Source organism: Ramlibacter sp. MMS24-I3-19 (assembly GCF_050320135.1).
In the GTDB taxonomy this organism is placed as follows: Bacteria; Pseudomonadota; Gammaproteobacteria; order Burkholderiales; family Burkholderiaceae_C; genus Ramlibacter.
Map to the genome: position 1 here is coordinate 1,071,311 of NZ_CP190017.1, position 21,468 is coordinate 1,092,778.

At 67.2% G+C, this 21,468-nt stretch carries 31 protein-coding genes, 2 tRNA genes and 1 pseudogene; 28 read left to right on the forward strand and 6 right to left on the reverse strand.

Annotated features, from left to right (window positions below):
* The first annotated feature begins 116 nt into the window (after positions 1-116).
* The 19 genes from rplN (at position 117) to ACPWT1_RS05270 (ending at position 9,194) form a co-directional block, all read left to right on the forward strand.
* Positions 117-485: a 50S ribosomal protein L14 gene (gene rplN, locus ACPWT1_RS05180; protein ID WP_427914336.1), complete on the forward strand. Its 369-nt coding sequence runs from the start codon at positions 117-119 to the stop codon at positions 483-485.
* 9 nt (positions 486-494) lie between these two features.
* A complete protein-coding gene (gene rplX / locus ACPWT1_RS05185; protein WP_427914337.1) occupies positions 495-812 on the forward strand; it encodes a 50S ribosomal protein L24 in 318 nt (105 codons plus the stop codon).
* A gap of 2 nt (positions 813-814) precedes the next feature.
* Positions 815-1,360 carry a 50S ribosomal protein L5 gene (gene rplE / locus ACPWT1_RS05190; RefSeq protein ID WP_427914338.1) on the forward strand — a complete coding sequence of 182 codons (546 nt, stop codon included), beginning with the start codon at positions 815-817 and terminating at the stop codon, positions 1,358-1,360.
* 9 nt (positions 1,361-1,369) lie between these two features.
* Positions 1,370-1,675, forward strand: coding sequence for a 30S ribosomal protein S14 (rpsN, locus tag ACPWT1_RS05195; RefSeq protein WP_427914339.1), 306 nt, complete (start codon positions 1,370-1,372; stop codon positions 1,673-1,675).
* 19 nt (positions 1,676-1,694) lie between these two features.
* The gene (gene rpsH / locus ACPWT1_RS05200; protein WP_427914340.1) at positions 1,695-2,090 is read left to right on the forward strand and encodes a 30S ribosomal protein S8; all 396 of its coding nucleotides are present in this window, start codon (positions 1,695-1,697) and stop codon (positions 2,088-2,090) included.
* Between the two features lie 16 nt (positions 2,091-2,106).
* The gene (gene rplF / locus ACPWT1_RS05205) at positions 2,107-2,640 is read left to right on the forward strand and encodes a 50S ribosomal protein L6 (RefSeq protein ID WP_427914341.1); all 534 of its coding nucleotides are present in this window, start codon (positions 2,107-2,109) and stop codon (positions 2,638-2,640) included.
* Positions 2,641-2,650: 10 nt separating this feature from the next.
* A complete protein-coding gene (gene rplR, locus ACPWT1_RS05210; RefSeq protein ID WP_427914342.1) occupies positions 2,651-3,016 on the forward strand; it encodes a 50S ribosomal protein L18 in 366 nt (121 codons plus the stop codon).
* Positions 3,017-3,033: 17 nt separating this feature from the next.
* On the forward strand, positions 3,034-3,555 hold the full coding sequence (gene rpsE / locus ACPWT1_RS05215; RefSeq protein WP_427914343.1) for a 30S ribosomal protein S5: 522 nt from the start codon (positions 3,034-3,036) through the stop codon (positions 3,553-3,555).
* 14 nt (positions 3,556-3,569) lie between these two features.
* Complete coding sequence (gene rpmD, locus ACPWT1_RS05220; protein WP_427914344.1) at positions 3,570-3,755, forward strand: 50S ribosomal protein L30; 186 nt, start codon at positions 3,570-3,572, stop codon at positions 3,753-3,755.
* Between the two features lie 2 nt (positions 3,756-3,757).
* Positions 3,758-4,189: a 50S ribosomal protein L15 gene (gene rplO / locus ACPWT1_RS05225; protein WP_427914345.1), complete on the forward strand. Its 432-nt coding sequence runs from the start codon at positions 3,758-3,760 to the stop codon at positions 4,187-4,189.
* 24 nt (positions 4,190-4,213) lie between these two features.
* Positions 4,214-5,533, forward strand: coding sequence for a preprotein translocase subunit SecY (gene secY, locus ACPWT1_RS05230; RefSeq protein ID WP_427914346.1), 1,320 nt, complete (start codon positions 4,214-4,216; stop codon positions 5,531-5,533).
* A gap of 10 nt (positions 5,534-5,543) precedes the next feature.
* Positions 5,544-5,762, forward strand: coding sequence for a translation initiation factor IF-1 (gene infA / locus ACPWT1_RS05235; RefSeq protein ID WP_427914347.1), 219 nt, complete (start codon positions 5,544-5,546; stop codon positions 5,760-5,762).
* A gap of 37 nt (positions 5,763-5,799) precedes the next feature.
* Positions 5,800-5,913 (forward strand): 50S ribosomal protein L36, encoded by a 114-nt coding sequence (rpmJ, locus tag ACPWT1_RS05240; protein ID WP_011481465.1) that lies wholly within the window; start codon positions 5,800-5,802, stop codon positions 5,911-5,913.
* Between the two features lie 23 nt (positions 5,914-5,936).
* Entirely contained in the window at positions 5,937-6,302 is a 366-nt protein-coding gene (rpsM, locus tag ACPWT1_RS05245; RefSeq protein ID WP_427914348.1) for a 30S ribosomal protein S13, read from the forward strand.
* An 18-nt stretch (positions 6,303-6,320) separates the two neighbouring features.
* On the forward strand, positions 6,321-6,725 hold the full coding sequence (gene rpsK / locus ACPWT1_RS05250) for a 30S ribosomal protein S11 (RefSeq protein WP_427914349.1): 405 nt from the start codon (positions 6,321-6,323) through the stop codon (positions 6,723-6,725).
* 119 nt (positions 6,726-6,844) lie between these two features.
* Positions 6,845-7,468 (forward strand): 30S ribosomal protein S4, encoded by a 624-nt coding sequence (gene rpsD, locus ACPWT1_RS05255; RefSeq protein WP_427914350.1) that lies wholly within the window; start codon positions 6,845-6,847, stop codon positions 7,466-7,468.
* A 137-nt stretch (positions 7,469-7,605) separates the two neighbouring features.
* The gene (locus ACPWT1_RS05260; protein ID WP_427914351.1) at positions 7,606-8,595 is read left to right on the forward strand and encodes a DNA-directed RNA polymerase subunit alpha; all 990 of its coding nucleotides are present in this window, start codon (positions 7,606-7,608) and stop codon (positions 8,593-8,595) included.
* Between the two features lie 97 nt (positions 8,596-8,692).
* The gene (gene rplQ / locus ACPWT1_RS05265) at positions 8,693-9,097 is read left to right on the forward strand and encodes a 50S ribosomal protein L17 (protein WP_427914352.1); all 405 of its coding nucleotides are present in this window, start codon (positions 8,693-8,695) and stop codon (positions 9,095-9,097) included.
* Positions 9,098-9,117: 20 nt separating this feature from the next.
* Positions 9,118-9,194 (forward strand) — tRNA-Met (locus tag ACPWT1_RS05270).
* Here ACPWT1_RS05270 and ACPWT1_RS05275 read toward each other — a convergent pair.
* Both ACPWT1_RS05275 and ACPWT1_RS05280 read right to left on the reverse strand, forming a co-directional pair.
* Positions 9,173-9,379, reverse strand: coding sequence for a hypothetical protein (locus ACPWT1_RS05275; protein WP_427914353.1), 207 nt, complete (start codon positions 9,377-9,379; stop codon positions 9,173-9,175). The two genes, ACPWT1_RS05270 and ACPWT1_RS05275, sit on opposite strands and share 22 nt — an antisense overlap.
* Positions 9,352-9,427 (reverse strand) — tRNA-Arg (locus ACPWT1_RS05280). The genes ACPWT1_RS05275 and ACPWT1_RS05280 overlap by 28 nt, the downstream gene beginning before the upstream one ends.
* Positions 9,428-9,558: 131 nt before the next feature.
* Between ACPWT1_RS05280 and ACPWT1_RS05285 the strand changes: the two genes are divergently transcribed.
* Together ACPWT1_RS05285 and ACPWT1_RS05290 are read left to right on the forward strand one after the other, a co-directional pair.
* The gene (locus tag ACPWT1_RS05285; RefSeq protein WP_427914354.1) at positions 9,559-10,473 is read left to right on the forward strand and encodes a c-type cytochrome; all 915 of its coding nucleotides are present in this window, start codon (positions 9,559-9,561) and stop codon (positions 10,471-10,473) included.
* A 147-nt stretch (positions 10,474-10,620) separates the two neighbouring features.
* On the forward strand, positions 10,621-11,661 hold the full coding sequence (locus tag ACPWT1_RS05290) for a CAP domain-containing protein (RefSeq protein WP_427914355.1): 1,041 nt from the start codon (positions 10,621-10,623) through the stop codon (positions 11,659-11,661).
* On the opposite strand, the gene ACPWT1_RS05295 is transcribed toward ACPWT1_RS05290, so the two are convergent.
* Positions 11,645-12,190, reverse strand: coding sequence for a DUF2946 family protein (locus ACPWT1_RS05295; RefSeq protein WP_427914356.1), 546 nt, complete (start codon positions 12,188-12,190; stop codon positions 11,645-11,647). The two genes, ACPWT1_RS05290 and ACPWT1_RS05295, sit on opposite strands and share 17 nt — an antisense overlap.
* A 360-nt stretch (positions 12,191-12,550) precedes the next feature.
* Here ACPWT1_RS05295 and ACPWT1_RS05300 point away from each other — a divergent pair, with 360 nt between their 5' ends.
* Together ACPWT1_RS05300 and ACPWT1_RS05305 are read left to right on the forward strand one after the other, a co-directional pair.
* Positions 12,551-12,919 carry a hypothetical protein gene (locus ACPWT1_RS05300; protein WP_427914357.1) on the forward strand — a complete coding sequence of 123 codons (369 nt, stop codon included), beginning with the start codon at positions 12,551-12,553 and terminating at the stop codon, positions 12,917-12,919.
* Positions 12,916-13,344, forward strand: a complete 429-nt coding sequence (locus ACPWT1_RS05305; protein ID WP_427914358.1) for a hypothetical protein — start codon at positions 12,916-12,918, stop codon at positions 13,342-13,344. Before ACPWT1_RS05300 ends, ACPWT1_RS05305 begins: the two co-directional genes overlap by 4 nt.
* On the opposite strand, the gene ACPWT1_RS05310 is transcribed toward ACPWT1_RS05305, so the two are convergent.
* Together ACPWT1_RS05310 and ACPWT1_RS05315 are read right to left on the reverse strand one after the other, a co-directional pair.
* Positions 13,328-14,965: a GMC family oxidoreductase gene (locus ACPWT1_RS05310; protein ID WP_427914359.1), complete on the reverse strand. Its 1,638-nt coding sequence runs from the start codon at positions 14,963-14,965 to the stop codon at positions 13,328-13,330. The two genes, ACPWT1_RS05305 and ACPWT1_RS05310, sit on opposite strands and share 17 nt — an antisense overlap.
* A 10-nt stretch (positions 14,966-14,975) precedes the next feature.
* Positions 14,976-16,514 (reverse strand): CoA-acylating methylmalonate-semialdehyde dehydrogenase, encoded by a 1,539-nt coding sequence (locus ACPWT1_RS05315; RefSeq protein ID WP_427914360.1) that lies wholly within the window; start codon positions 16,512-16,514, stop codon positions 14,976-14,978.
* Between the two features lie 125 nt (positions 16,515-16,639).
* Between ACPWT1_RS05315 and ACPWT1_RS05320 the strand changes: the two genes are divergently transcribed.
* Genes ACPWT1_RS05320 through ACPWT1_RS05340 form a run of 5 tightly spaced genes read left to right on the forward strand, consistent with a single transcriptional unit; the run spans position 16,640 to position 20,827 of the window.
* Complete coding sequence (locus tag ACPWT1_RS05320; protein WP_427914361.1) at positions 16,640-17,764, forward strand: MlaE family ABC transporter permease; 1,125 nt, start codon at positions 16,640-16,642, stop codon at positions 17,762-17,764.
* Complete coding sequence (locus tag ACPWT1_RS05325) at positions 17,764-18,582, forward strand: ABC transporter ATP-binding protein (protein ID WP_427914362.1); 819 nt, start codon at positions 17,764-17,766, stop codon at positions 18,580-18,582. The genes ACPWT1_RS05320 and ACPWT1_RS05325 overlap by 1 nt, the downstream gene beginning before the upstream one ends.
* 12 nt (positions 18,583-18,594) lie before the next feature.
* A complete protein-coding gene (locus tag ACPWT1_RS05330) occupies positions 18,595-19,578 on the forward strand; it encodes an MlaD family protein (RefSeq protein ID WP_427914363.1) in 984 nt (327 codons plus the stop codon).
* On the forward strand, positions 19,575-20,225 hold the full coding sequence (locus ACPWT1_RS05335; protein WP_427914364.1) for an ABC-type transport auxiliary lipoprotein family protein: 651 nt from the start codon (positions 19,575-19,577) through the stop codon (positions 20,223-20,225). Before ACPWT1_RS05330 ends, ACPWT1_RS05335 begins: the two co-directional genes overlap by 4 nt.
* Positions 20,222-20,827, forward strand: coding sequence for a cyclic nucleotide-binding domain-containing protein (locus tag ACPWT1_RS05340; RefSeq protein WP_427914365.1), 606 nt, complete (start codon positions 20,222-20,224; stop codon positions 20,825-20,827). The genes ACPWT1_RS05335 and ACPWT1_RS05340 overlap by 4 nt, the downstream gene beginning before the upstream one ends.
* Here the strand turns inward: ACPWT1_RS05340 and ACPWT1_RS05345 are convergent.
* A pseudogene (locus ACPWT1_RS05345) lies at positions 20,824-21,455 on the reverse strand (MarC family protein). The gene ACPWT1_RS05340 and the pseudogene ACPWT1_RS05345 sit on opposite strands and share 4 nt — an antisense overlap.
* Positions 21,456-21,468: the final 13 nt, after the last annotated feature.

The window sequence follows — 21,468 nt, forward strand, 5'->3', positions numbered from 1 at the left end:
TTTCAGGCGAGGTTCTGCCCATTCGAAGGCGCCTGCGAGCTGTTTGCGGGTGCCGACGGCGGGCCCAAGACTGCCCTGGTGCCATGCGCCGGGGACAAGTTGGGAAGACACACACAATGATCCAGACTGAATCCCGGCTCGAAGTCGCCGACAACACGGGCGCGAAGTCCGTACTTTGCATCAAGGTGCTCGGTGGCTCCAAGCGTCGCTACGCCAGCGTGGGCGACATCATCAAGGTGAGCATCAAGGAAGCCGCGCCGCGTGGCCGCGTCAAGAAGGGCGAGATCTACAGCGCCGTCGTGGTGCGTACCGCCAAGGGCATCCGCCGCGGCGACGGCTCGCTCGTGAAGTTCGACGGCAATGCCGCCGTGCTGCTGAACAACAAGCTGGAGCCGATCGGCACCCGCATCTTCGGGCCGGTGACGCGCGAGCTGCGCACCGAGCGCTTCATGAAGATCGTGTCGCTGGCGCCGGAAGTCCTGTAAGGAGACGACATGAACAAGATTCGCAAAGGCGACGAGGTCATCGTCCTCGCGGGGCGTGACAAGGGCAAGCGCGGCAAGGTGGTCCTGCGCAAGGACGACGAGCGCGTGGTGGTCGAGGGCATCAACCTGGTGAAGAAGCACACCAAGCCCAACCCGATGAAGGGCACCACCGGCGGCATCGTGGAGAAGGCCATGCCGATCCACCAGTCCAACGTGGCGATCTTCAATCCCGCCACCGGCAAGGCCGACCGCGTCGGCGTCAAGGTCCAGGGCGACAAGCGCGTGCGCGTCTTCAAGTCCAGCGGCGAAGAAATCAAGGTGGCATGAGCATGGCAACCGCACGACTGCAACAGCATTACCGCGAGAAGGTGGTCCCCGAGCTGACCACCAAGTTCGGCTACAAGTCGCCGATGGAGGTGCCGCGCCTCACCAAGATCACGCTGAACATGGGCGTGAGCGAGGCCGTGGCCGACAAGAAGGTCATGGACAACGCCGTGGGCGACCTGACCAAGATCGCCGGCCAGAAGCCGGTGGTCACCAAGGCCAAGAAGGCCATCGCCGGCTTCAAGATCCGCGAAGGCCAGGCCATCGGCTGCATGGTCACGCTGCGTGGCGTGAAGATGTACGAGTTCCTGGACCGCTTCGTCACCGTGGCCCTGCCCCGCGTGCGCGACTTCCGCGGCATCTCGGGCCGTGCGTTCGACGGCCGTGGCAACTACAACATCGGGGTCAAGGAACAGATCATCTTCCCCGAGATCGAGTACGACAAGGTGGACGCCCTGCGCGGCCTGAACATCAGCATCACCACCACGGCCAAGACCGACGACGAGTGCAAGGCACTGCTCGCCGGCTTCCGTTTCCCGTTCAAGAACTGAGAGAGCATCGTGGCCAAAACTGCTTTGATCCAACGCGAACTCAAGCGTGACAAGCTGGTTGCCCAGTACGCGAAGAAACACGCGGAACTGAAGGCGATCGCCGGCGATGCCAAGAAGAGCGATGAAGAGCGCGCCGCCGCTCGCCTGGCGCTGCAGAAGCTGCCGCGCAACGCGAACCCCACCCGCCAGCGCAACCGCTGCGAGATCACCGGCCGTCCGCGCGGAACGTTCCGCCAGTTCGGCCTGGTCCGCAACAAGATCCGCGAGATGGCCTTCACCGGCGACATCCCGGGCGTGATCAAGGCCAGCTGGTAAGCGGCGAGGAGAGACAGACATGAGCATGAGTGATCCCATCGCCGACCTGCTGACCCGCATCCGCAATGCGCAGATGGTGGCCAAGCCGTCGGTGACCGTGCCCGCTTCCAACCTCAAGGTCGCGATCGCCCAGGTCCTGAAGGACGAGGGCTACATCGACGGCTTCGAGGTCAAGAAGGACGGCAACAAGAGCGAGCTCGAGATCTCGCTGAAGTACTACGCCGGCCGCCCCGTGATCGAGCGCATCGAGCGCGTCAGCCGCCCCGGCCTGCGCGTCTACAAGGGTCGCGACGCGATCCCGCAGGTGCAGAACGGCCTCGGCGTTGCCATCGTCACCACCCCCAAGGGCGTGATGACCGACCGCAAGGCCCGCGCTACCGGCGTCGGCGGCGAAGTGCTGTGCTACGTGGCCTAAAGGGAAGGAACGAGAAATGTCCCGAGTAGGAAAGATGCCGGTCGCCGTCCCGCAGGGCGTCGACGTGCAGATCAAGGAAGACCAGATCAGCGTCAAGGGCGCGGGCGGCACGCTGTCGCTGGCCCAGAACGCCCTGGTGAAGGTCGCCAGCAAGGACGGCAAGCTGTCGTTCGTGCCGGCCGACGAGTCGCGCGAAGCCAATGCCATGAGCGGCACCATGCGCCAGCTGGTGAACAACATGGTGCAGGGCGTGACCAAGGGCTTCGAGAAGAAGCTGTCCCTGGTGGGCGTGGGCTTCAAGGCCACCGCGCAGGGTAACAAGCTGAACCTGGCGGTGGGCTTCTCGCACGCCGTCAACAAGGAGATGCCCGCCGGCATCACAGTCCAGACCCCCGGCCCGACGGAAATCGTCGTGAAGGGTGCCGACCGCCAGCGCGTCGGCCAGGTCGCCGCCGAGATTCGTGCCATCCGTCCGCCCGAGCCCTACAAGGGCAAGGGGATCCGCTACGCGGACGAGAAGATCACGATCAAGGAAACCAAGAAGAAGTAAGGAGCGAATGATGTTGAACAAGAAAGAGCAGCGTCTTCGCCGGGCCCGCCAGACCCGCATCCGCATCGCCACCCAGGGTGTCGCGCGCCTGATGGTCAACCGGACCAACCTGCACATCTACGCCTCCGTGGTCTCCGGCGACGGCAGCAAGGTGCTGGCCTCCGCTTCCACCGCGCAGGTCGACCTGCGCAAGGAACTCGGTGGCTCCGGCAAGGGCGGCAATGCCGCTGCCGCGCAGCGCGTCGGCAAGCTGATCGCCGAACGCGCCAAGGCCGCCGGCGTCGAGAAGGTCGCCTTCGACCGCTCGGGCTTCGCTTACCACGGCCGCGTCAAGGCGCTGGCCGATGCCGCCCGCGAAGCGGGCCTGCAGTTCTAACGGACACGGAAACCAAGATGGCAAGAATTCAAGCGAACCGCCAGGCGGACGGCCCGGAAGACGGTCTCAAGGAAAAGATGATCGCGGTCAACCGCGTCACCAAGGTGGTGAAGGGCGGCCGGATCCTCGGCTTCGCCGCACTGACCGTGGTTGGCGATGGCGACGGCCGCGTCGGCATGGGCAAGGGCAAGTCCAAGGAAGTGCCTGCTGCCGTGCAGAAGGCGATGGAAGAGGCCCGCCGCAACATGACCAAGGTGTCGCTGAAGAACGGCACCATCCACCACAACGTCGTCGGCCACCACGGCGCGGCCCGCGTGATGATGGCTCCGGCTCCCAAGGGCACCGGCATCATCGCCGGCGGCCCGATGCGTGCCGTGTTCGAAGTGATGGGCATCACCGACATCGTGGCCAAGAGCCACGGTTCGACCAACCCGTACAACATGGTCCGTGCAACTTTCGACGCGCTGAAGAACTCCACCACTCCTTCGGAAGTGGCGGCCAAGCGCGGCAAGTCGGTCGAAGACCTGTTCGCCGCCTGATCGGAGCAATCGACATGGCCACCCAACAAAACACGGTCAAGGTGCAGCTGGTGCGCAGCCCCATCGGCACCAAGGAATCGCACCGCGCCACCGTGCGCGGCCTCGGCCTGCGCAAGCTGAACTCGGTCTCCGAACTGCAGGACAGCCCGGCAGTGCGCGGCATGATCAACAAGATCGCCTACCTGGTGAAGGTGCTCTGAACATGGAACTCAATTCCCTCAAGTCGGCTCCCGGCGCCCGCAAGGCACGCCGCCGCGTCGGCCGTGGCATCGGCTCGGGCCTGGGCAAGACCGCGGGTCGCGGCCACAAGGGCCAGAAGTCCCGCTCGGGCGGCTACCACAAGGTCGGCTTCGAAGGCGGCCAGATGCCGCTGCAGCGTCGCCTGCCCAAGCGCGGCTTCAAGTCGCAGTCGCTGAAGTTCAACGGCGAGATCACCCTGACGCAGCTCGAGATGCTGGGCCAGGGCGAAGTGGACCTGCTGGCGCTGAAGACCGCCAAGCTGGTGCCGCAGATCGTCCAGAACGTGAAGGTCATCAAGTCGGGCGAGCTCAAGCGCGCGGTCAAGCTGACCGGCATCGGTGCCACCGCGGGTGCCAAGGCTGCCATCGAGGCGGCCGGCGGCAGCCTGGCCTGATCGCGCACGTGACGAAGGACTGAAGTGGCCACGAACGCAGCACAACTCGCGAAGACCGGCAAGTTCGGCGACCTGCGTCGCCGGCTGGTGTTCCTGCTGCTGGCGCTGGTGGTCTACCGCGTCGGCGCGCACATCCCGGTGCCCGGCATCGACCCCGGCCAGCTGCAGCAGCTGTTCAAGGGCCAGCAGGGCGGCATCCTGAGCCTGTTCAACATGTTCTCGGGCGGCGCGCTGTCGCGGTTCACCGTGTTCGCGCTGGGGATCATGCCGTACATCTCGGCCTCGATCATCATGCAGCTGCTGACCTACGTGGTGCCCACGTTCGAGCAGCTGAAGAAAGAGGGCGAGGCCGGCCGCCGCAAGATCACGCAGTACACCCGCTACGGCACGCTAGGCCTGGCGCTGTTCCAGTCGCTGGGCATTGCCATGGCGCTGGAGGCGTCGCCGGGACTGGTGCTCACTCCGGGCTTCGGCTTCCGCATGACCGCGGTGGTGAGCCTCACGGCCGGCACCATGTTCCTGATGTGGCTGGGCGAGCAGATCACCGAGCGCGGCCTGGGCAACGGCATCTCGATCCTGATCTTCGGTGGCATTGCCGCAGGCATGCCGGCGGCGATCGGTGGCCTGCTGGAGCTGGTGCGCACGGGTGCGATGAGCATCCTGGTGGCCCTGTTCATCGTCATCGTCGTCGCGGCCGTGACCTACCTGGTGGTGTTCATCGAACGCGGCCAGCGCAAGATCCTGGTGAACTACGCGCGCCGGCAGGTCGGCAACAAGGTCTACGGTGGCCAGTCGTCGCACCTGCCGCTGAAGCTGAACATGGCCGGCGTGATCCCGCCGATCTTCGCGTCGTCGATCATCCTGCTGCCCGCCACGGTGGTCAGCTGGTTCTCGACCGGCGATTCGATGCGGTGGCTGCGCGACGTGGCTTCGATGCTGCGCCCCGGCGAGCCGATCTACACGCTGCTTTATGCGGGCGCGATCGTGTTCTTCTGCTTCTTCTACACGGCGCTGGTGTTCAACAGCCGCGAGACCGCCGACAACCTGAAGAAGAGCGGTGCGTTCATCCCGGGCATCCGCCCTGGTGACCAGACGGCCCGCTACATCGACAAGATCCTGGTGCGGCTGACGCTCGCCGGCGCGGTGTACATCACCTTCGTCTGCCTGCTGCCCGAGATCCTGATCCTGAAATACAACGTCCCGTTCTACTTCGGCGGCACCTCGCTGCTGATCATCGTGGTCGTGACGATGGACTTCATGGCCCAGGTGCAGAACTACCTCATGAGCCAGCAGTACGAGTCGTTGTTGAAGAAGGCGAACTTCAAGACATCGCTCGGCGGCTGACCGGGGAGAGATGGCCAAGGACGATGCGATCCAGATGCAGGGCGAGGTGGTCGAAAACCTCTCCGATGCAACCTTCCGCGTGAAGCTGGAAAACGGGCACGTGGTGCTCGGAAGCATCGTCCAGACGATGCGGATGCAAGCGATCCGCATCCTGCCTGGTGACAGGGTCACCGTGGAATTGACGCCCAACGACTTGTCGCGGGCACGCATCGTCATCAGGGCCAGCTGAGCCCGGACAGGTTGAGAGAGATTTAGGAGAAAGACAAATGAGAGTTTCGGCTTCCGTCAAGAAGATCTGCCGCAACTGCAAGATCATCCGCCGCAAGGGCGTCGTCCGCGTGATCTGCACCGACCCGCGCCACAAGCAGCGCCAGGGTTGATCGAGATTTAGGAAAGTAGAACCATGGCACGTATCGCTGGCATCAACATTCCGCCGCACCAACACGCCGAGATCGGCCTCACGGCGATCTACGGCATCGGCCGCACCCGCGCCCGCCTGATCTGCGAGGCCTGCGGCATCGCCTATTCGAAGAAGGTCAAGGACCTCTCTGACGCCGACCTCGAGAAGATCCGCGACCAGATCGCCAAGATCACGATCGAAGGTGACCTGCGCCGCGAGACCACGATGAACATCAAGCGGCTGATGGACATCGGCTGCTACCGTGGCTTCCGCCATCGCCGTGGCCTGCCGATGCGCGGCCAGCGCACCCGCACCAACGCACGGACCCGCAAGGGTCCGCGCAAGGCTGCCCAGGCGCTCAAGAAATAACCGGGAAAGAGAACTGACATGGCCAAGGCTCCCGTCAACAACGCCGCGCAGCGTGTGCGCAAGAAGGTCCGCAAGAACGTGTCCGACGGCGTCGCGCACGTGCACGCGTCCTTCAACAACACGATCATCACGATCACCGACCGCCAGGGCAACGCCCTGAGCTGGGCGTCCTCGGGCGGCCAGGGCTTCAAGGGCTCGCGCAAGTCGACCCCGTTCGCCGCCCAGGTGGCGTCCGAAGTGGCCGGCCGCGCTGCCATCGAGCAGGGCATCAAGAACCTGGACGTCGAGATCAAGGGCCCCGGCCCGGGTCGTGAGTCGGCCGTCCGCGCGCTCGGCGCACTGGGCATCCGCATCAACTCGATCTCCGACGTGACGCCGGTGCCGCACAACGGCTGCCGTCCGCAGAAGCGTCGTCGTATTTAAACAGGCGATAACACGGCAGCCTTCGGCAGCCGTGTCCTCGTGAAGCCCACCGCTGGCAGCGCACTCGCCGCCAGCTCCCGCGGCATCAGGCCGCGGTAGTCATTTGAAGGAAAGAGAAAGTGGCACGTTATCTCGGCCCCAAGGCCAAACTCTCCCGCCGCGAAGGCACGGACCTGTTCCTGAAGAGCGCCCGCCGCTCGATCAGCGACAAGGCCAAGTTCGACTCCAAGCCCGGCCAGCATGGCCGCACCTCGGGCCAGCGCACCAGCGACTTCGGCCTGCAGCTGCGCGAGAAGCAGAAGGTCAAGCGCATGTACGGCGTGCTGGAAAAGCAGTTCCGCCGCTACTTCGAGGAAGCCAACCGCCGCAAGGGCAACTCAGGCGCCAACCTGCTGTTCCTGCTCGAGTCCCGCCTGGACAACGTGGTGTACCGCATGGGCTTCGGTTCCACCCGCGCCGAGGCGCGCCAGCTGGTGTCGCACAAGGCGATCACGGTCAATGGCCAGCCGGTGAACATCCCGTCGTACCTCGTCAAGACCGGCGACGTCATCGCCGTGCGCGAGAAGTCGAAGAAGCAGAACCGCGTGGTCGAGGCACTGCAGCTGGCCCAGCAGGTCGGCATCCCGGCCTGGGTCGAGGTCAATGCCGACAAGGCCGAGGGCACCTTCAAGAAGGTCCCGGATCGCGACGAGTTCGGTGCCGACATCAACGAATCGCTGATCGTCGAACTGTATTCGCGTTAAGCGCGGATACGGGAGGAGTGAACAAGGCTGCTGCGCAGCCTTGTCCTTCGAAGATTTTTGTTCCCCCACCGGGCACGGTGGAAGGGGCCCCAGCCTTACCGGTGTAACGAGCCGGGGGTATTGAGAGGAAGTCCTGCATGCAAACGAACCTGCTGAAACCCAAAGCCATCAACGTCGAGCAGCTCGGTCCCAACCGGGCCAAGGTGACGCTGGAGCCCTTCGAGCGCGGCTACGGCCACACGCTGGGCAACGCGCTGCGCCGCGTGCTGCTGTCGTCGATGGTCGGGTATGCGGCCACCGAAGTCACGATCGCCGGCGTCCTGCACGAGTACTCGTCCATCGACGGCGTGCAGGAAGACGTGGTCAGCATCCTGCTGAACCTCAAGGGCGTGGTGTTCAAGCTCCACAACCGCGACGAGGTCACCCTCTCGCTGCGCAAGGACGGCGAAGGCCTGGTCACGGCCGCCGACATCCAGACGCCGCACGACGTCGAGATCATCAATCCCGACCATGTCATCGCGCACCTGTCGCAGGGCGGCAAGATCGACATGCAGATCAAGGTCGAGAAGGGCCGTGGCTACGTGCCGGGCACGATGCGTCGCTACGCCGACGAGCCGACCAAGTCCATCGGCCGCATCGTCCTCGACGCATCGTTCTCGCCGGTCAAGCGCGTGAGCTACACGGTCGAGAGCGCCCGCGTCGAGCAGCGCACCGACCTGGACAAGCTGGTCGTCGAGATCGAAACCAACGGTGCGATCACCGCCGAGGACGCCGTGCGCGCCTCCGCCAAGATCCTGGTCGAGCAGCTTGCCGTGTTCGCGCAGCTGGAGGGCAGCGAACTGGCCGCCTTCGACCAGCCGGTGCAGCGCAGCTCGCAGCAGTTCGACCCGATTCTGCTGCGTCCGGTCGACGAGCTCGAACTGACGGTGCGCTCGGCCAACTGCCTGAAGGCCGAGAACATCTACTACATCGGCGACCTGATCCAGCGCACCGAGAACGAGCTGCTCAAGACCCCGAACCTGGGCCGCAAGTCGCTCAACGAGATCAAGGAAGTGCTGGCTTCGCGCGGGCTCACGCTCGGCATGAAGCTGGAGTCCTGGCCGCCCGCCGGCCTGGACAAGCGCTGAGGCGCAAAGAACGAAGAGAAGGCTTCGGCCTTCGCTTCGATGATGAACCGCCCAGTACCTGACACGGCTGGGTGACTAGAACGGAAAGGAAATCACCATGCGTCACGGCCACGGCCTCCGCAAACTCAATCGCACCAGCGAGCACCGCCTCGCGATGCTGCGCAACATGATGAATTCGCTGCTCCAGCACGAGGTGATCAAGACCACCGTGCCGAAGGCGAAGGAACTGCGCCGCGTCGTCGAGCCGATGATCACGCTGGGCAAGGAGCCCACGCTCGCCAACAAGCGCCTGGCCTTCGACCGCCTGCGCGACCGCGAGATGGTCACCAAGCTGTTCACCGAACTGGGCCCGCGCTACAAGGCGCGTCCGGGCGGCTACACCCGCATCCTGAAGATGGGATTCCGCGTCGGCGACAACGCGCCGATGGCGCTGGTCGAACTGGTCGACCGTCCGGAGCCCGTCGAAAGCGAAGCCGCTGAGTCGTCGAACAGCGCTTCTTAATCTATAATCAACATCTCTGACGCGCGGTGGAGCAGCCTGGTAGCTCGTTGGGCTCATAACCCAAAGGTCGCAAGTTCAAATCTTGCCCGCGCAACCAACTCGCAAAACGCTCACTTCGGTGAGCGTTTTTTTTGTCCGCACGGATCGCAAGGTGATGGCTGCGAGAGTGGAACGAGGCGCGCGCAGCATCGCGGCGCTGCATCCTTCGATGCATCGCTTCGCGCGGAAGGCGCGGATTTCAAGATGGGGGAAAGTGGCGCGGCTGGCGGGGATCGAACCCACGACCCTTGGCTTCGGAGGCCAATACTCTATCCACTGAGCTACAGCCGCTGCGAGAGAGGTCGCGCATTATCGCCCAAGCCGGCGGTCACGGTCGCGGCTCGTCCGGATGAAGAGTGACACAAAACCTCACAGCTATAATCGAAGGTTGTTTTGCAGCCCGCGCACGACTTGAGGACGCCATGAGCGACAACACGCAGGAAGAAGCCCACACCGGCCCGATCAAGACCCCCAAGCAACTGCTGTTGACGGTGTTCTTCGCATTCGTGGTGCCCGTTGCCATCATCATGGGCTTCGTGGCCTATGTGACGTCGGAGAACAAGCCCGCGGGCGCCACCCAGGCCGAGGCCTACAGCCTGGGCGGTGTCACCGCGCAGGACATGGAGCGCGGCGTCGCGCAGCGGATCCGCAAGGTCGGCACCGTGGAGATCCGCGATGCCAACCGCCCGCTGAAGACGGGCGAGGAAGTGTTCAAGGCCCAGTGCACCACCTGCCACTCGGCAGGCGTGGCGGGCGCGCCCAAGTTCGGCGATGCCGCGGCATGGGGCGCGCGCATCAAGACCGGCTTCGATTCCCTGGTGAACTCGGCGCTGCACGGCAAGGGTGCGATGCCGGCCCAAGGCGGCGGCGACTTCGAGGACACGGAAGTTGCGCGCGCGGTGGCCTACATGGCCAACGCCGCAGGCGCCAATTTCCCGGAGCCTAAGCAACCGGCTCCCGCGGCTGGCAAGCAGGCCGGCGCCACTGAGGCTGCCGCACCCGCTGCCGCGACGCCGACCCCCGCAGCAGCCCCCGCTGCCGCTGCGCCTGCGGCCCAGACGGTCGCCGCTGCTGCGCCTGCAGCAGCTGCCCCTGCCGCAGGGAACGGCGAAGGCCTGTACAAGCAGGTCTGCGTCGCCTGCCATGCGGCCGGCGTGGCGGGCGCACCCAAGTTCGGCGACAAGGCTGCATGGCAGCCGCGCATCGCCCAGGGCGTGGCCACGCTGTACAACTCGGCCCTCAAGGGCAAGGGCGCGATGCCGCCCAAGGGTGGCAGCTCGGCTCCCGACGCCGACGTCAAGGCCGCGGTCGACTACATGGTGGGCGCCGCGAAGTAAGCGCCTCGGCGCAGCAATGGAAGGCCGGTCGATGACCGGCTTTTCTGTTTGCGCAGCCAGCTCGGGTGCATGCCCGGGCGCCTCTCCTACATCTGGCAGCGCTGCTTGCCGGGATCACGCGGCGATCGCGTCGTGGAGAGTTCGACCATGTCAACGAACCGGACCGCAGCCCGCACCTCGGCCGTCTTGCTGGCATTCCTGCTGGCAGCGTGCGGCGGCGGCAACGACTCGGGATCGACCGGCCCCACGCCAGGTCCGGGTGGGTCCAGCCAAACCGGGATTTCAGGAGCCCAAGGATCAGGCGGTGGGCTGGCTACGGCTGCACCGACGCCGAACTATGCGCAAGGGTCCGAAGAACTCGCTGCATTCCAGTTCCTCAATGCAGAGCGTGGCCGCTGCGGCTTCGGCGTGCTGGCGCAGAACACGAAGCTCGACGCGGCAGCGCGGGCCCACGCCGACTACCAGTTGGTGAACGACCTCTTCACGCACACCGAGGACCGGGCCGTCTACCCCTCCGGGTTCACCGGCACCACGATGGTCGACCGCTTCGCGTTCCAGCAATACACGGACATGGGCGGCGCAGTCGACGAGATCACGGGCGAGACTGGACGCGATGACAAGACCGGCTTTGGCGTCGAGGGCATCCGCAACCTGTTGAATGCGCCCTACCACCTGCAGGGGCTCATGTCCGGCATGCGGGAGGCCGGCGTCGCGGTGCGCTCCTCCCGCGATACGGGGACGCTGACGCCGCGCGTGCTGCTGCAGTGGGATGGTGCGTACACGCTGCAGGCCGGGCCGCAGCTGCTGGCCTCAAATGACGTCCTCACCTATCCGTGCGAAGGCACGACGGGCGCCGACCGGCAACTGACCAACGAATCGCCAGACCCCGTCCCGGGGCGCGACCTGACGATGAACCCGCTGGGGACCAGCGTGTACATCGCCACGCGGCCCGGCAACACGTTGGCGGTGACAGCGGCGAGCATGACCAACACGCGCACGGGCGGCCGAGTCGCCTTGCGCGCGGCGATCACCGCCGCGAACGACCCGCAGCGGTCCTATGGCGCCAACGAGGCTTACGTGGCCGCCGATGCGCCGCTGGACGCGAACACCGCCTACGAGGTCACCGTCGCCGGCACCAACAACGGCGCCGCATTCACCCGCACCTTCAGGTTCACGACGGGGCCGTAGCGCGGCTCGCCTTGTGCGCTGCCGGGCTGAGCACGTGGCCGAAGCGCTGAGGCAGGTCGTCCGAGCGAACGGGCTCCGGCGTCCACAGGCCCTGCTCTACCAGGTCCGCGGCGGCGTGCATGTCGAGCGTGTGCACCAGGCCCAGCCCCCGGTCGGTGATGGCGAAGAGCCGGCCCTGCTCGTCGACCAAGGTCCCGCGCGCGGCGAGCGATTCACCGGTGTGCGTCGTCAGCTGTGGCCCCGAACCGATGCGCAGCACCAGCGGCGCCGCCTCGAGTTCCACGTACACGCGCTGCGGGCCGTTCTGGAAGAACCAGCAACCGCTGGCGTCGCGCTCGTAGTTGCGGTGGATGAACTCGATCAGCTTGTCGTGCCGCAGCAGGGATCCGCGCGACTGCGGGAAAGGACCTGCGGCCTGCGTGCGATCGTCCCGCATGAACCATTGGCCGCGCCCATCGAGCCCCAGCCATCCGTAGCAGTGCGGCACGTTCGGCCACTTGGCGATGGCCTGGCGAACGATGTCATCCATCGGCCCATTATCGAAGCGTTCCAAAAACAAAGGCGCCGGGATCGCCGGCGCCTTGGGAAGACATCGAACCGATGCCGTTGCAATCGTTGTCGTGTTCTACTTGTCTCCTCGGTCCCTCGCCCTTGCACGGACCAGGTCCGCTCGCGAGTGCCGCGACTCTAACGGATGCACCTGGCTAGTGCATTGGGGGATACCCGGCAGATCAGCCCGTGCGGCACGCCCACCACACACCCGCGTGCAGCGCCCGCCCGCTTGGACTGCTGCGCTACAGTGCCCGGCGGGCGCAGCGCCGTCCGTTCAACGAGGGAAGAGTTCCATGGCATCCAAGGTCCTGTCGATCGCTCAGCTGGAGACCCGGCCTTGATGCCCAGGACCGTGTTCGGAATTGCCACGCTCGCGGCCTGCGCGACCGTGCAGGCGCAAGGCACCGGCGTGTCTTTCGAGGCAAGCGCAGGGCTGGTGCATCGCAGGCTGGCGGAACACACCGCCGACGGCGGCACGCTGCTGACCGAACGCGGCTGGCTCGGGCAAGTCCGCGGCCAGGCCACGAGGGGTCTTCCCGGCGGAGGCGCCCTCACTGGCGCGGTGTCGCTGGCCGGCGCGCCGATCGACTACGACGGCCGCACCCAGGCCGGGGCGCCTCTTCCACCACGACGCGGCAGACCGAACTGGCCGCAGACCTGCTGTGGCGGCCCCTTGCGCCGCGCGCATGGGGCGAGGCCTGGTTGACGTCGCAGTGGCTGCTGAACCGACGCGAGATCGAGAGCACGTCCAGCGCCGGCGGCCTGGACGAAACGTCGAGCGCCGCGCTCGTTGGCCTGCGCTGGGCCAGTCCCACCTTCGCCCCGGCGAATAGTTGGCAGGCGCGGCTGGAGGCCGACGCGCGCGTGAGCGTGCGGCACCGGCTGCAGGTCGATTACCGGGGTTTGCTGGACGCGTCGTCGTTCACCGGCGCCCGCAAGCACCAGTGGGCACTGCGCCTGATCGGCCGCCGTGCGGAGTCGCCGTGGTCGTGGGAGATCGAAGCCGCGCGCCTGACGCAGGGTGCCAGCGATGCCGTGCCGGTGTACCGCGCGGGCTCGCTGTTCGGCACGGTGCGGCAGCCGGCGCTGACCATCGAGGACGTGGCGCTGCGCGTCAGCCGGCGCTTCTAGCGTCGCGCACGATCCACTCGGCCGCCTTCTCCGCCATCATCAGCGTCGGCGAGTTGGTGTTGCCGCTGGTGATGGTGGGCATCGCGCCAGCGTCCACCACCCGCAGGCCCTGCACGCCGCGCACGCGAAGCTGTGCATCCAGCACCGCCATCGGATCGTCCGCACGCCCCATCTTCGTCGTGCCCACGGGATGGAAGATGGTGGTCGCGATGTCCCCAGCCAGGCGCGCGAGCTCCTCGTCGGATTGGTACTGCAGGCCGGGTTTCCATTCCTGCGGCTGGTATTTCGCCAGCGCCGGCTGCGCCACGATTCGGCGCGTGAGGCGAAGCGAGTCGGCCGCCACCTGCCGGTCCTCGGGCGTGCTCAGGTAGCACGGCGCGATCGCCGGCGGCTCGTCGAAGCGTGGGCTGCGGATGCGCACGCTGCCGCGGCTGGTGGGATTGAGGTTGCACACGCTCGCCGTGAAGGCGTTGAACGGATGCAGCGGCTCCCCGAAGGCGTCCAGGCTCAGGGGTTGGACGTGGTACTCGACGTTGGGCCAGGGCTGGTCCGGCGTGCTGCGCGTGAACGCCCCGAGCTGCGAAGGCGCCATGCTCATCGGACCGCTGCGCGTCAGCGCGTACTGCAGGCCGATGCGCGCCTTGCCCAGCCAGCTGTTGGCCAGCGTGTTGAGCGTCTGCACGCCCTGCACCTTGAACACCGCGCGGATCTGAAGGTGGTCCTGCAGGTTGGCGCCGACCCCGGGCAGGTCCTGCACGACCGGGATGCCATGCCGCTGCAGCAGGTCGGCCGGGCCGATGCCCGAGAGCTGCAGCAATTGCGGCGAGCCGATGCTGCCAGCGCACAGCAGCACCTCGCATTCGGCATCGACTTCCACCATCTCCTTGCCGGTCCACACCTGCGCGCCGATGCACCGCCGCGTGCCATCGGCGAGCGTCTCGATGCGCAGCTGCTTGACGTGGGCATTGGTCCACATCTCGAAGTTCGGCCGGCCGTAGCAGATCGGGCGAAGGAAGGCCTTGGCGGTGTTCCAGCGCCAGCCGTTCTTCTGGTTGACCTGGAAGTAGCCGACGCCCTCGTTGCTGCCGCGATTGAAGTCCTCGGTGTGCGGGATGCCGGCCTGCTGCGCGGCCTGTGCGAAGGCGTCGAGGATGTCCCAGCGCAGCCGCTGGCGTTCCACGCGCCATTCGCCGCCAACGCCGTGCAGGTCGTCGGCGCCCTTGTAGAAGTCCTCGTGCTTCTTGAAGGACGGCAGGCAGTTGTCCCACCGCCAGCGGTCGTCGCCGGTCAGTTGCGCCCACTGGTCGTAGTCGCGCGCCTGGCCTCGCATGTAGATCATGCCGTTGATGCTGGAGCTGCCGCCCAGCGTCTTGCCGCGCGGATAACGCAGCTTGCGGCCGTTGAGGCCCTCGTCGGCCTCGGTGTGGAACAGCCAGTCGGTGCGCGGGTTGCCGATGCAGTACAGGTAGCCGACCGGGATGTGGATCCAGTGGTAGTCGTCCTTGGATCCTGCCTCGATCATCAGCACCCGCTTCGATGGGTCGGCCGAGAGGCGATTGGCGAGCAGGCACCCCGCGGTGCCCGCGCCGATGATCACGTAATCGAAGGTGGTGTCGCTCACCCCGCCAAGCTTACTTGGCCGTCGGCATCACGAACTCGGCACCTTTCCCGATGCTCTCGGGCCAGCGCTGCATGATCGACTTCTGCTTGGTGTAGAAGCGCACGCCCTCTTCGCCATAGGCGTGCATGTCGCCGAACAGACTCTTCTTCCAGCCGCCGAAGCCGTGCCACGCCATGGGCACCGGGATCGGCACGTTGATGCCCACCATGCCGACCTGCACGCGGCGCGAGAACTCGCGCGCCACGTTGCCGTCGCGCGTGAAGCACGAGACGCCGTTGCCGTAGTCGTGCGCGTTGATCAGGTCCACCGCCTCGGCCAGGTCCTTCACGCGCATGCAGCCCAGCACCGGGCCGAAGATCTCCTCCTTGTAGATCTTCATTTCGGGGGTCACGTTGTCGAACAGCGTGCCGCCGATCCAGAACCCGTTGTCGCAACCCGCGCCGGCCTTGGCGCCCTGGAACGAGCGGCCGTCCACGACCAGCTTCGCGCCCTCCTGCGCCCCCTGTCCGATGTAGCCCGTGATGCGCTGGTGTGCGACGCTGCTGACGATCGGGCCCATCTCGGCATCCAGCTCGGTACCGTTCTTGATCTTCAGCTCCTGCGTGCGCCTGGCCAGCATCGGCAGGATCTTGTCCGCCGCGCTGCCCACCAGCACGCCCACCGAGATCGCCATGCAGCGCTCGCCGGCCGAGCCGAACGCGGATCCGATCAATGCATCGACGGCCTGGTCCAGGTCGGCGTCGGGCATCACCACCATGTGGTTCTTCGCGCCGCCCAGGGCCTGTACGCGCTTGCCGTGGCGCGCGCCCGTCTCGTAGATCTTCTGCGCAATGGGCGTGGAGCCGACAAAGGACAAAGCCTTCACGTCCGGATGCTCCAGCAGCGCATCCACGGCGTCCTTGTCACCCTGCACGACGTTGAACACGCCATCGGGCAGCCCCGCCTCCTTCAGCAGGCGCGCCATCATCAGCGACGGCGTGGGGTCCAGCGGGCTGGGCTTGAGGATGAAGCTGTTGCCCGCCGCGATGGCCACCGGGTACATCCACATCGGCACCATCACCGGGAAGTTGAACGGCGTGATGCCCGCCACGACGCCCAGCGGCTGCCGCATCGTCCAGTTGTCGATGCCGGTGGACACCTGGTCGGTGTACTGGCCCTTGAGCAGCTGCGGGATGCCGCAGGCGAACTCGACGACATCGATGCCCCGCGTCACCTCGCCCTGTGCATCGGTGAACACCTTGCCGTGTTCAGCCGTGATCGCGCGAGCGAGTTCGTCGCGGTGGCGGTTCAGCAGCTCGAGGAACTTGAACATCACCCGCGCGCGCCGGATCGGCGGCGTGTCGGCCCATTTCGGGAACGCGGCCTGCGCCGACGCGACGGCCTTGGCCACTTCGGCGGCGCTGGCCAGCGCCACCTTGCCAGTGACGGAGCCGGTGGCGGGATTGAAGACGTCGGCACTGCGGCCACTCTGGCCGGGGACGATGCGGCCGTCGACCCAGTGGTCGATCGAGGCCAACGCTGCAGTACGGGTGGAGTCGGGGGCGTTCATCGAGGGGATCTTCTGGAGGAGGTGCACCAGTCTATGCCTTGCAGTTGCCACGCCAATCCGGTCGAGCCCCATGGCCCCACGGCTTGCACCTCTGCCTTTAGCATCGCAGCTTCCCCCGACCCCACATGCCCGAAACGACGACGCCCCGCCTCGAGCTGCAGACCGACGACGGCACCACGCGCGTCCGGCTGCTGGGGCACTGGACCGCAGCGCGTTTCGCGGAGCGCGGCCTGCTGGGCCAGCTGCAACGGGGCCTGGCCGGCGTGCAGCGCGATGCCGCATGGGACCTGCGCCAGGCCGACCAGCTCGACCACGTGGGCGCGCAATTGCTGTGGGACACGTGGCATCACACGGAGCCCTCCCGCCTCGAACTGCTGCCGCCACAGCGCGCGGTGCTGGACCGGGTCGCGGAGTTCACCTGCGAGCCGGCGCGGCCGCGGACGCGCCCCGGCCTGCGCACGCGCTATCTCGGGCTCGGCGAAGCGGTGCTCGACAAGCTGCATGCGCTGGGCGAGTTCGTGCGCCTCACGGGCCAGCTGGCGATCAACGCGCTGCGACTCGCGCGTGCGCCGCACGAAGGTCCGTGGCGCGACCTGTCCGGCCACCTGTACCACATCGGCGTCACGGCGCTGCCCATCACCGCCCTGGTCGGCTTCCTCATCGGCGTGGTGCTGGCCTACCTCACCGCGAAGCAGCTGCGGCAGTTCGGCGCCGACGCCTTCATCGTCAACATCCTGGGTGTCGCGCTGATCCGCGAGCTCGGGCCGATGCTGGCGGCGATCCTGGTCGCGGGCCGCTCGGGATCGTCGATCACCGCGCAGATCGGCGTGATGCGCGTGACGGACGAGCTCGATGCGATGAGCGTCATGGGCATCTCCCACAGCTTCCGCCTCGTGTTGCCGCGCGCGCTGGCGCTGGCGATCACCATGCCGCTGATCAGCATCTGGACCACCTTCAGCGCGCTGGCCGGTGGCATGCTCGCCTCCGACATCTCGCTGGGCATCACGCCCACCTTCTTCCTGCGCGCGTTGCCGCAGGCGGTGCAGATCGGCAACCTGGTGCTGGCCAGTGCCAAGTCCGTCGGGTTCGGGCTGCTGATCGCGCTGATCGGCTGCCACTACGGACTGCGCGTGCAGCCCAACACGCAGAGCCTGGGCGCGGGCACCACGTCCTCGGTGGTCACCTCGATCACGGTGGTGATCCTGGTCGACGCGCTGTTCGCCATCGCGTTCCAGAACGTGGGCTTCTGATGGATCGCGACGTCGCCCCCGTCCCCGCAGCCGGCACGCCGATGGTCGCCATCCGTGGGCTGCGCACCGTCTTCCAGTCGCCGGGCCGCGAGTTCGTCGTGCACGACAACCTGGATTTCACGGTCGAGCGGGGCGAGGTCATTTCGCTGGTCGGCGGCTCGGGGACGGGCAAGACCGTGTTGCTGCGGCAGATCCTGGGTCTGGAACGTCCGGCCGCGGGCGACATCCGCGTGCTCGGCCAGCCCGTGCACGAACTCACCGCGCGCGGCGCGTCGGCCCGCATCGGCATGCTGTTCCAGCACGGCGCGCTGTTCTCTGCCTTCAGCGTGCTGGAGAACATCGCATTCCCGCTGCGCGAACTGCGCACGCTGCCGGGGCCCCTGGTGCGCGAGGCCGCGATGGTCAAGCTGCAGATGGTGGGCCTGCGCCCCGAGGACGCGACCAAGATGCCGGCGGATCTCTCGGGCGGCATGATCAAGCGGGTGGCGCTGGCGCGCGCGCTGGTGATGGATCCGCCGCTGCTGCTGCTGGACGAGCCCACGGCCGGCCTCGACCCGGAGAGTTCCGATGGCTTCGTCACGCTGCTGCGATCGCTGCATCGCGACCTGGCGCTCACCGTGGTGATGGTCACGCACGACCTCGACACGCTCTTCGAGCTGTCCACGCGCGTGGCGGTGCTCGCCGACCGGCGCGTGATCGTCAATGCCGCACCCAAGGACGTGATCGCGTTCCAGCATCCGTTCGTGCACGACTTCTTCCTGGGCCAGCGCGGCCAGCGGGCGATGGAGCTGCTGCGCGAGTACCCGTTCGCCGTTTAGGAGGCACCCCGCATGGAAAACAAGGCCCACGCCCTCGCTGCCGGACTGTTCGTGGTGGCGCTCACCGCGCTGCTGCTGTTCCTGGGCGCTTGGCTGACGCGTGACTCCGGCGAGCGCGACCTGTTCGAGATCTCCACCCACGAGGCGGTGACGGGACTGCAGGAGCAGGCGCCCGTGCGCTACCGCGGCGTGGACGTGGGCAAGGTCACCAGCATCGGCTTCGACCCCAAGGCCCAGGGCAACGTGCTGGTGCGCCTCGAGATCGCGCACGGCGCACCGGTCAGCACCGAGACCTTCGCGACCCTGTCGTTCCAGGGCGTCACGGGCCTGGCCTTCGTGCAGCTCGACGACAGCGGCAAGCCCGCGCCGCTGCTGCAGCCCAACGATGCCGCCCCGCCGCGGATCCCGCTGCGTCCAGGCCTGCTCAGCAAGCTCACGGAGAAGGGCGAGAAGATCCTCGACCAGGTTGAGCAGATCAGCGCACGCGTGGACACGCTGCTGGACGAGAAGAACCAGAAGGGCCTCACGAGCGCCGTCGACAACGTTGCCCAGGCGGCAGCCAACATCAGCAAGCTGAGCACCAACATGGACGCCATCCTCACGGCGCAGCTGGGCCCGCACAACGTGGACATCCCGTCGCTGGTCAAGCGCATCGACGGCACCATGGCCTCGCTGCGCCACACGTCGGACGAGGCCGGCGCCGCGGTCCACCAGATCGGGCTGACGGCCCAGCGCCTGAACGAGAAGGGCGGGCCGGTCGACCGGCTCGCGGCCGGCACGCAGGCGCTGTCGCATGCGGCCGACTCCTTCAGCGCCGCCACGCTGCCGCGCATCAACCGCGCCACCGAGGACACCTCGCGCGCGGTGCGCCAGCTCAGTCGCACCGTCAACGGCATCAACGACAACCCGCAGTCGTTGATCTTCGGCACTGGCCGCATCGACCCCGGACCGGGCGAGACCGGCTTCGTCGCCCCCGCCGCAGGAGCTGCCCAATGACCCGCATGCGTCCGCTCGCCCTTGCCACCTTCGCCGCGCTGTCGCTGCTGGCCGGCTGCTCCGGTTTCATCGACAAGCCGCAGCGCCCCGTGCTGTTCGACATGGGGCCGACGCAGCGGGTCGCCGTGCAGGCGCCCCAGGCCGATCCGCGCGTGCCCCTGATCCTGCCCGACATCGAGGCTTCGGGTGCGCTCGACAGCTCCGCGGTGCTGTACCGCCTTGCCTATTCCGACGACCACGAGCTGCGTGCCTACTCGCAGTCGCGGTGGAGCGCGCCTCCGCCGCAACTGGTGCGCCAGCGCCTGCGCGAGCAGCTCGGGCGCGAGCGGCCGGTCCTCACGCTGGACGAGAGCGCCGCGCTGGACCGGCAGAACCTCGGCGCCCTGTACCTGCTGCGGCTGGAGCTGGAGGAGTTCGCCCAGGTCTTCGACAGCGCCTCCCGCAGCCGCGGCGTGGTGCGCCTGCGCGCGACGTTGCTGGCCACCACCGGCAGCGGCGAGCAGTTGCTGGGCCAGCGCAGCATCTCCGTCGAAGGCGTCGCGCCCACGGCCGATGCGTCGGGCGGCGTGCGTGCGCTCACCGCCGCGACCGATGCCGCTGCCGCGGACATCGGCCAGTGGTTGCGCCAGGTGCGGCAGCCGCGATGAGCAAACGCCCCGATACCGACGAAGCGGCACGGCTGGTCACGGCGGTGGCGCCGCGCCGCTCGGTCGAGGATGCAGTGCGTGCCTCCGGGCTGGAACTGCTCGGGCGCTGCGAGCATCTGTCGCAGGTGCCGGGGCTGCTTCGGGACTCGGCGCTGCTGCAGGACTTCGCCGCCGAGGAAGCCGACATCCTGGGTCGCGCGATGCTGCGCGTGCGCGCGCGGCAGGGGCAGGTGCTGATCGCCGAGAACGATCCCAGCGACTGGATGCTGCTGCTGCTGTCCGGCACCGTGGATGTCGGCAAGCACAAGCTCGATCCGGACACCCTGCGGCCGGTCGACGAGAACGCGCGCGTCGCGGTGCTGCGGCCGGGCGCGGTGCTCGGTGAGATGTCGATGCTCGATGGCGAGCCGCGCTATGCGAGTTGCTGGGCGCTGGGCGAAGTCGAGGCCGCGATCCTCACCCGCGCGGCCCTCGCGGGCCTGATCCGCGAGCAGCCGGCGGTGGGCGCCAAGCTGCTGGTGAAGATCACGCAGCTGCTCGCCCAGCGCCTTCGCAACACCAGCAACCAGCTGCTGCGCCGCCTGCCGCGCCCCGCCACCTAGTGGCCGGGCGCCGGGAACAGCTTCAGCAAGCCCAGCGCCATCACCTCCACGGCCAGCGCGGCCAGGATCAGCCCCATCAGACGCGTCATCACGTTGATGCCGGTGCGCCCCAGCACGCGCGCGATCAGGTCGGCGAGCGAGAAGCACGCCGCGGTGGCCAGCGCGACGACCACGCCGTAGCCCACCAGCAGCAACAGCTGCAGCGCGGTGTGGGCCTGCTCGGCGTAGATCACGACGGTGGAGATCGTGGCGGCCCCGGTCAGCAGCGGGATGGTGAGCGGCACCACCGCGATGCTGGCGCCCATCGCCGCCTTCTCCGCGCCTTCGGCCAGTTCGGCGCCATCGCGCTTGGCCTCGGCCGGTTGCGCGCTGAGCATGTTCAATGCGCTGGTCAGCAGCAGCATCCGCCGCCCACCTGGAAGCTCGCGAGCGAGATGCCGAAGAAGGCCAGGATCTGCAGCCCGAGCAGCGCGCTCGATGCGATCACCAGGAAGGCGGTGAACGAAGCCACCACCACCGTGTGGCGACGCTGCGCGCGCGAGAAGCCGTTGGTGTAGTGGATGAAGAAGGGGACGATCGCCAGCGGATTGACGATCGCAAGCAGCGTGACCAGCGGCTTGAGGTCCATGCAGGCGGTGTCG

Coding starts and splice junctions, on each gene's coding strand:
- ACPWT1_RS05260 (WP_427914351.1), top strand. CDS start 7,606: ATGCAAACGAACCTGCTGAAACCCAAAGCCATCAACGTCGAGCAGCTC.
- rpmJ (WP_011481465.1), top strand. CDS start 5,800: ATGAGAGTTTCGGCTTCCGTCAAGAAGATCTGCCGCAACTGCAAGATC.
- rplE (WP_427914338.1), top strand. CDS start 815: ATGGCAACCGCACGACTGCAACAGCATTACCGCGAGAAGGTGGTCCCC.
- ACPWT1_RS05325 (WP_427914362.1), top strand. CDS start 17,764: ATGGATCGCGACGTCGCCCCCGTCCCCGCAGCCGGCACGCCGATGGTC.
- rplQ (WP_427914352.1), top strand. CDS start 8,693: ATGCGTCACGGCCACGGCCTCCGCAAACTCAATCGCACCAGCGAGCAC.
- rplF (WP_427914341.1), top strand. CDS start 2,107: ATGTCCCGAGTAGGAAAGATGCCGGTCGCCGTCCCGCAGGGCGTCGAC.
- rplX (WP_427914337.1), top strand. CDS start 495: ATGAACAAGATTCGCAAAGGCGACGAGGTCATCGTCCTCGCGGGGCGT.
- rpsM (WP_427914348.1), top strand. CDS start 5,937: ATGGCACGTATCGCTGGCATCAACATTCCGCCGCACCAACACGCCGAG.
- ACPWT1_RS05285 (WP_427914354.1), top strand. CDS start 9,559: ATGAGCGACAACACGCAGGAAGAAGCCCACACCGGCCCGATCAAGACC.
- rplO (WP_427914345.1), top strand. CDS start 3,758: ATGGAACTCAATTCCCTCAAGTCGGCTCCCGGCGCCCGCAAGGCACGC.
- rpsH (WP_427914340.1), top strand. CDS start 1,695: ATGAGCATGAGTGATCCCATCGCCGACCTGCTGACCCGCATCCGCAAT.
- ACPWT1_RS05315 (WP_427914360.1), bottom strand. CDS start 16,514: ATGAACGCCCCCGACTCCACCCGTACTGCAGCGTTGGCCTCGATCGAC.
- rpsK (WP_427914349.1), top strand. CDS start 6,321: ATGGCCAAGGCTCCCGTCAACAACGCCGCGCAGCGTGTGCGCAAGAAG.
- ACPWT1_RS05290 (WP_427914355.1), top strand. CDS start 10,621: ATGTCAACGAACCGGACCGCAGCCCGCACCTCGGCCGTCTTGCTGGCA.
- ACPWT1_RS05295 (WP_427914356.1), bottom strand. CDS start 12,190: ATGGATGACATCGTTCGCCAGGCCATCGCCAAGTGGCCGAACGTGCCG.
- ACPWT1_RS05340 (WP_427914365.1), top strand. CDS start 20,222: ATGAGCAAACGCCCCGATACCGACGAAGCGGCACGGCTGGTCACGGCG.
- infA (WP_427914347.1), top strand. CDS start 5,544: ATGGCCAAGGACGATGCGATCCAGATGCAGGGCGAGGTGGTCGAAAAC.
- rpsE (WP_427914343.1), top strand. CDS start 3,034: ATGGCAAGAATTCAAGCGAACCGCCAGGCGGACGGCCCGGAAGACGGT.
- rplN (WP_427914336.1), top strand. CDS start 117: ATGATCCAGACTGAATCCCGGCTCGAAGTCGCCGACAACACGGGCGCG.
- ACPWT1_RS05330 (WP_427914363.1), top strand. CDS start 18,595: ATGGAAAACAAGGCCCACGCCCTCGCTGCCGGACTGTTCGTGGTGGCG.
- ACPWT1_RS05320 (WP_427914361.1), top strand. CDS start 16,640: ATGCCCGAAACGACGACGCCCCGCCTCGAGCTGCAGACCGACGACGGC.
- rpmD (WP_427914344.1), top strand. CDS start 3,570: ATGGCCACCCAACAAAACACGGTCAAGGTGCAGCTGGTGCGCAGCCCC.
- rplR (WP_427914342.1), top strand. CDS start 2,651: ATGTTGAACAAGAAAGAGCAGCGTCTTCGCCGGGCCCGCCAGACCCGC.
- ACPWT1_RS05335 (WP_427914364.1), top strand. CDS start 19,575: ATGACCCGCATGCGTCCGCTCGCCCTTGCCACCTTCGCCGCGCTGTCG.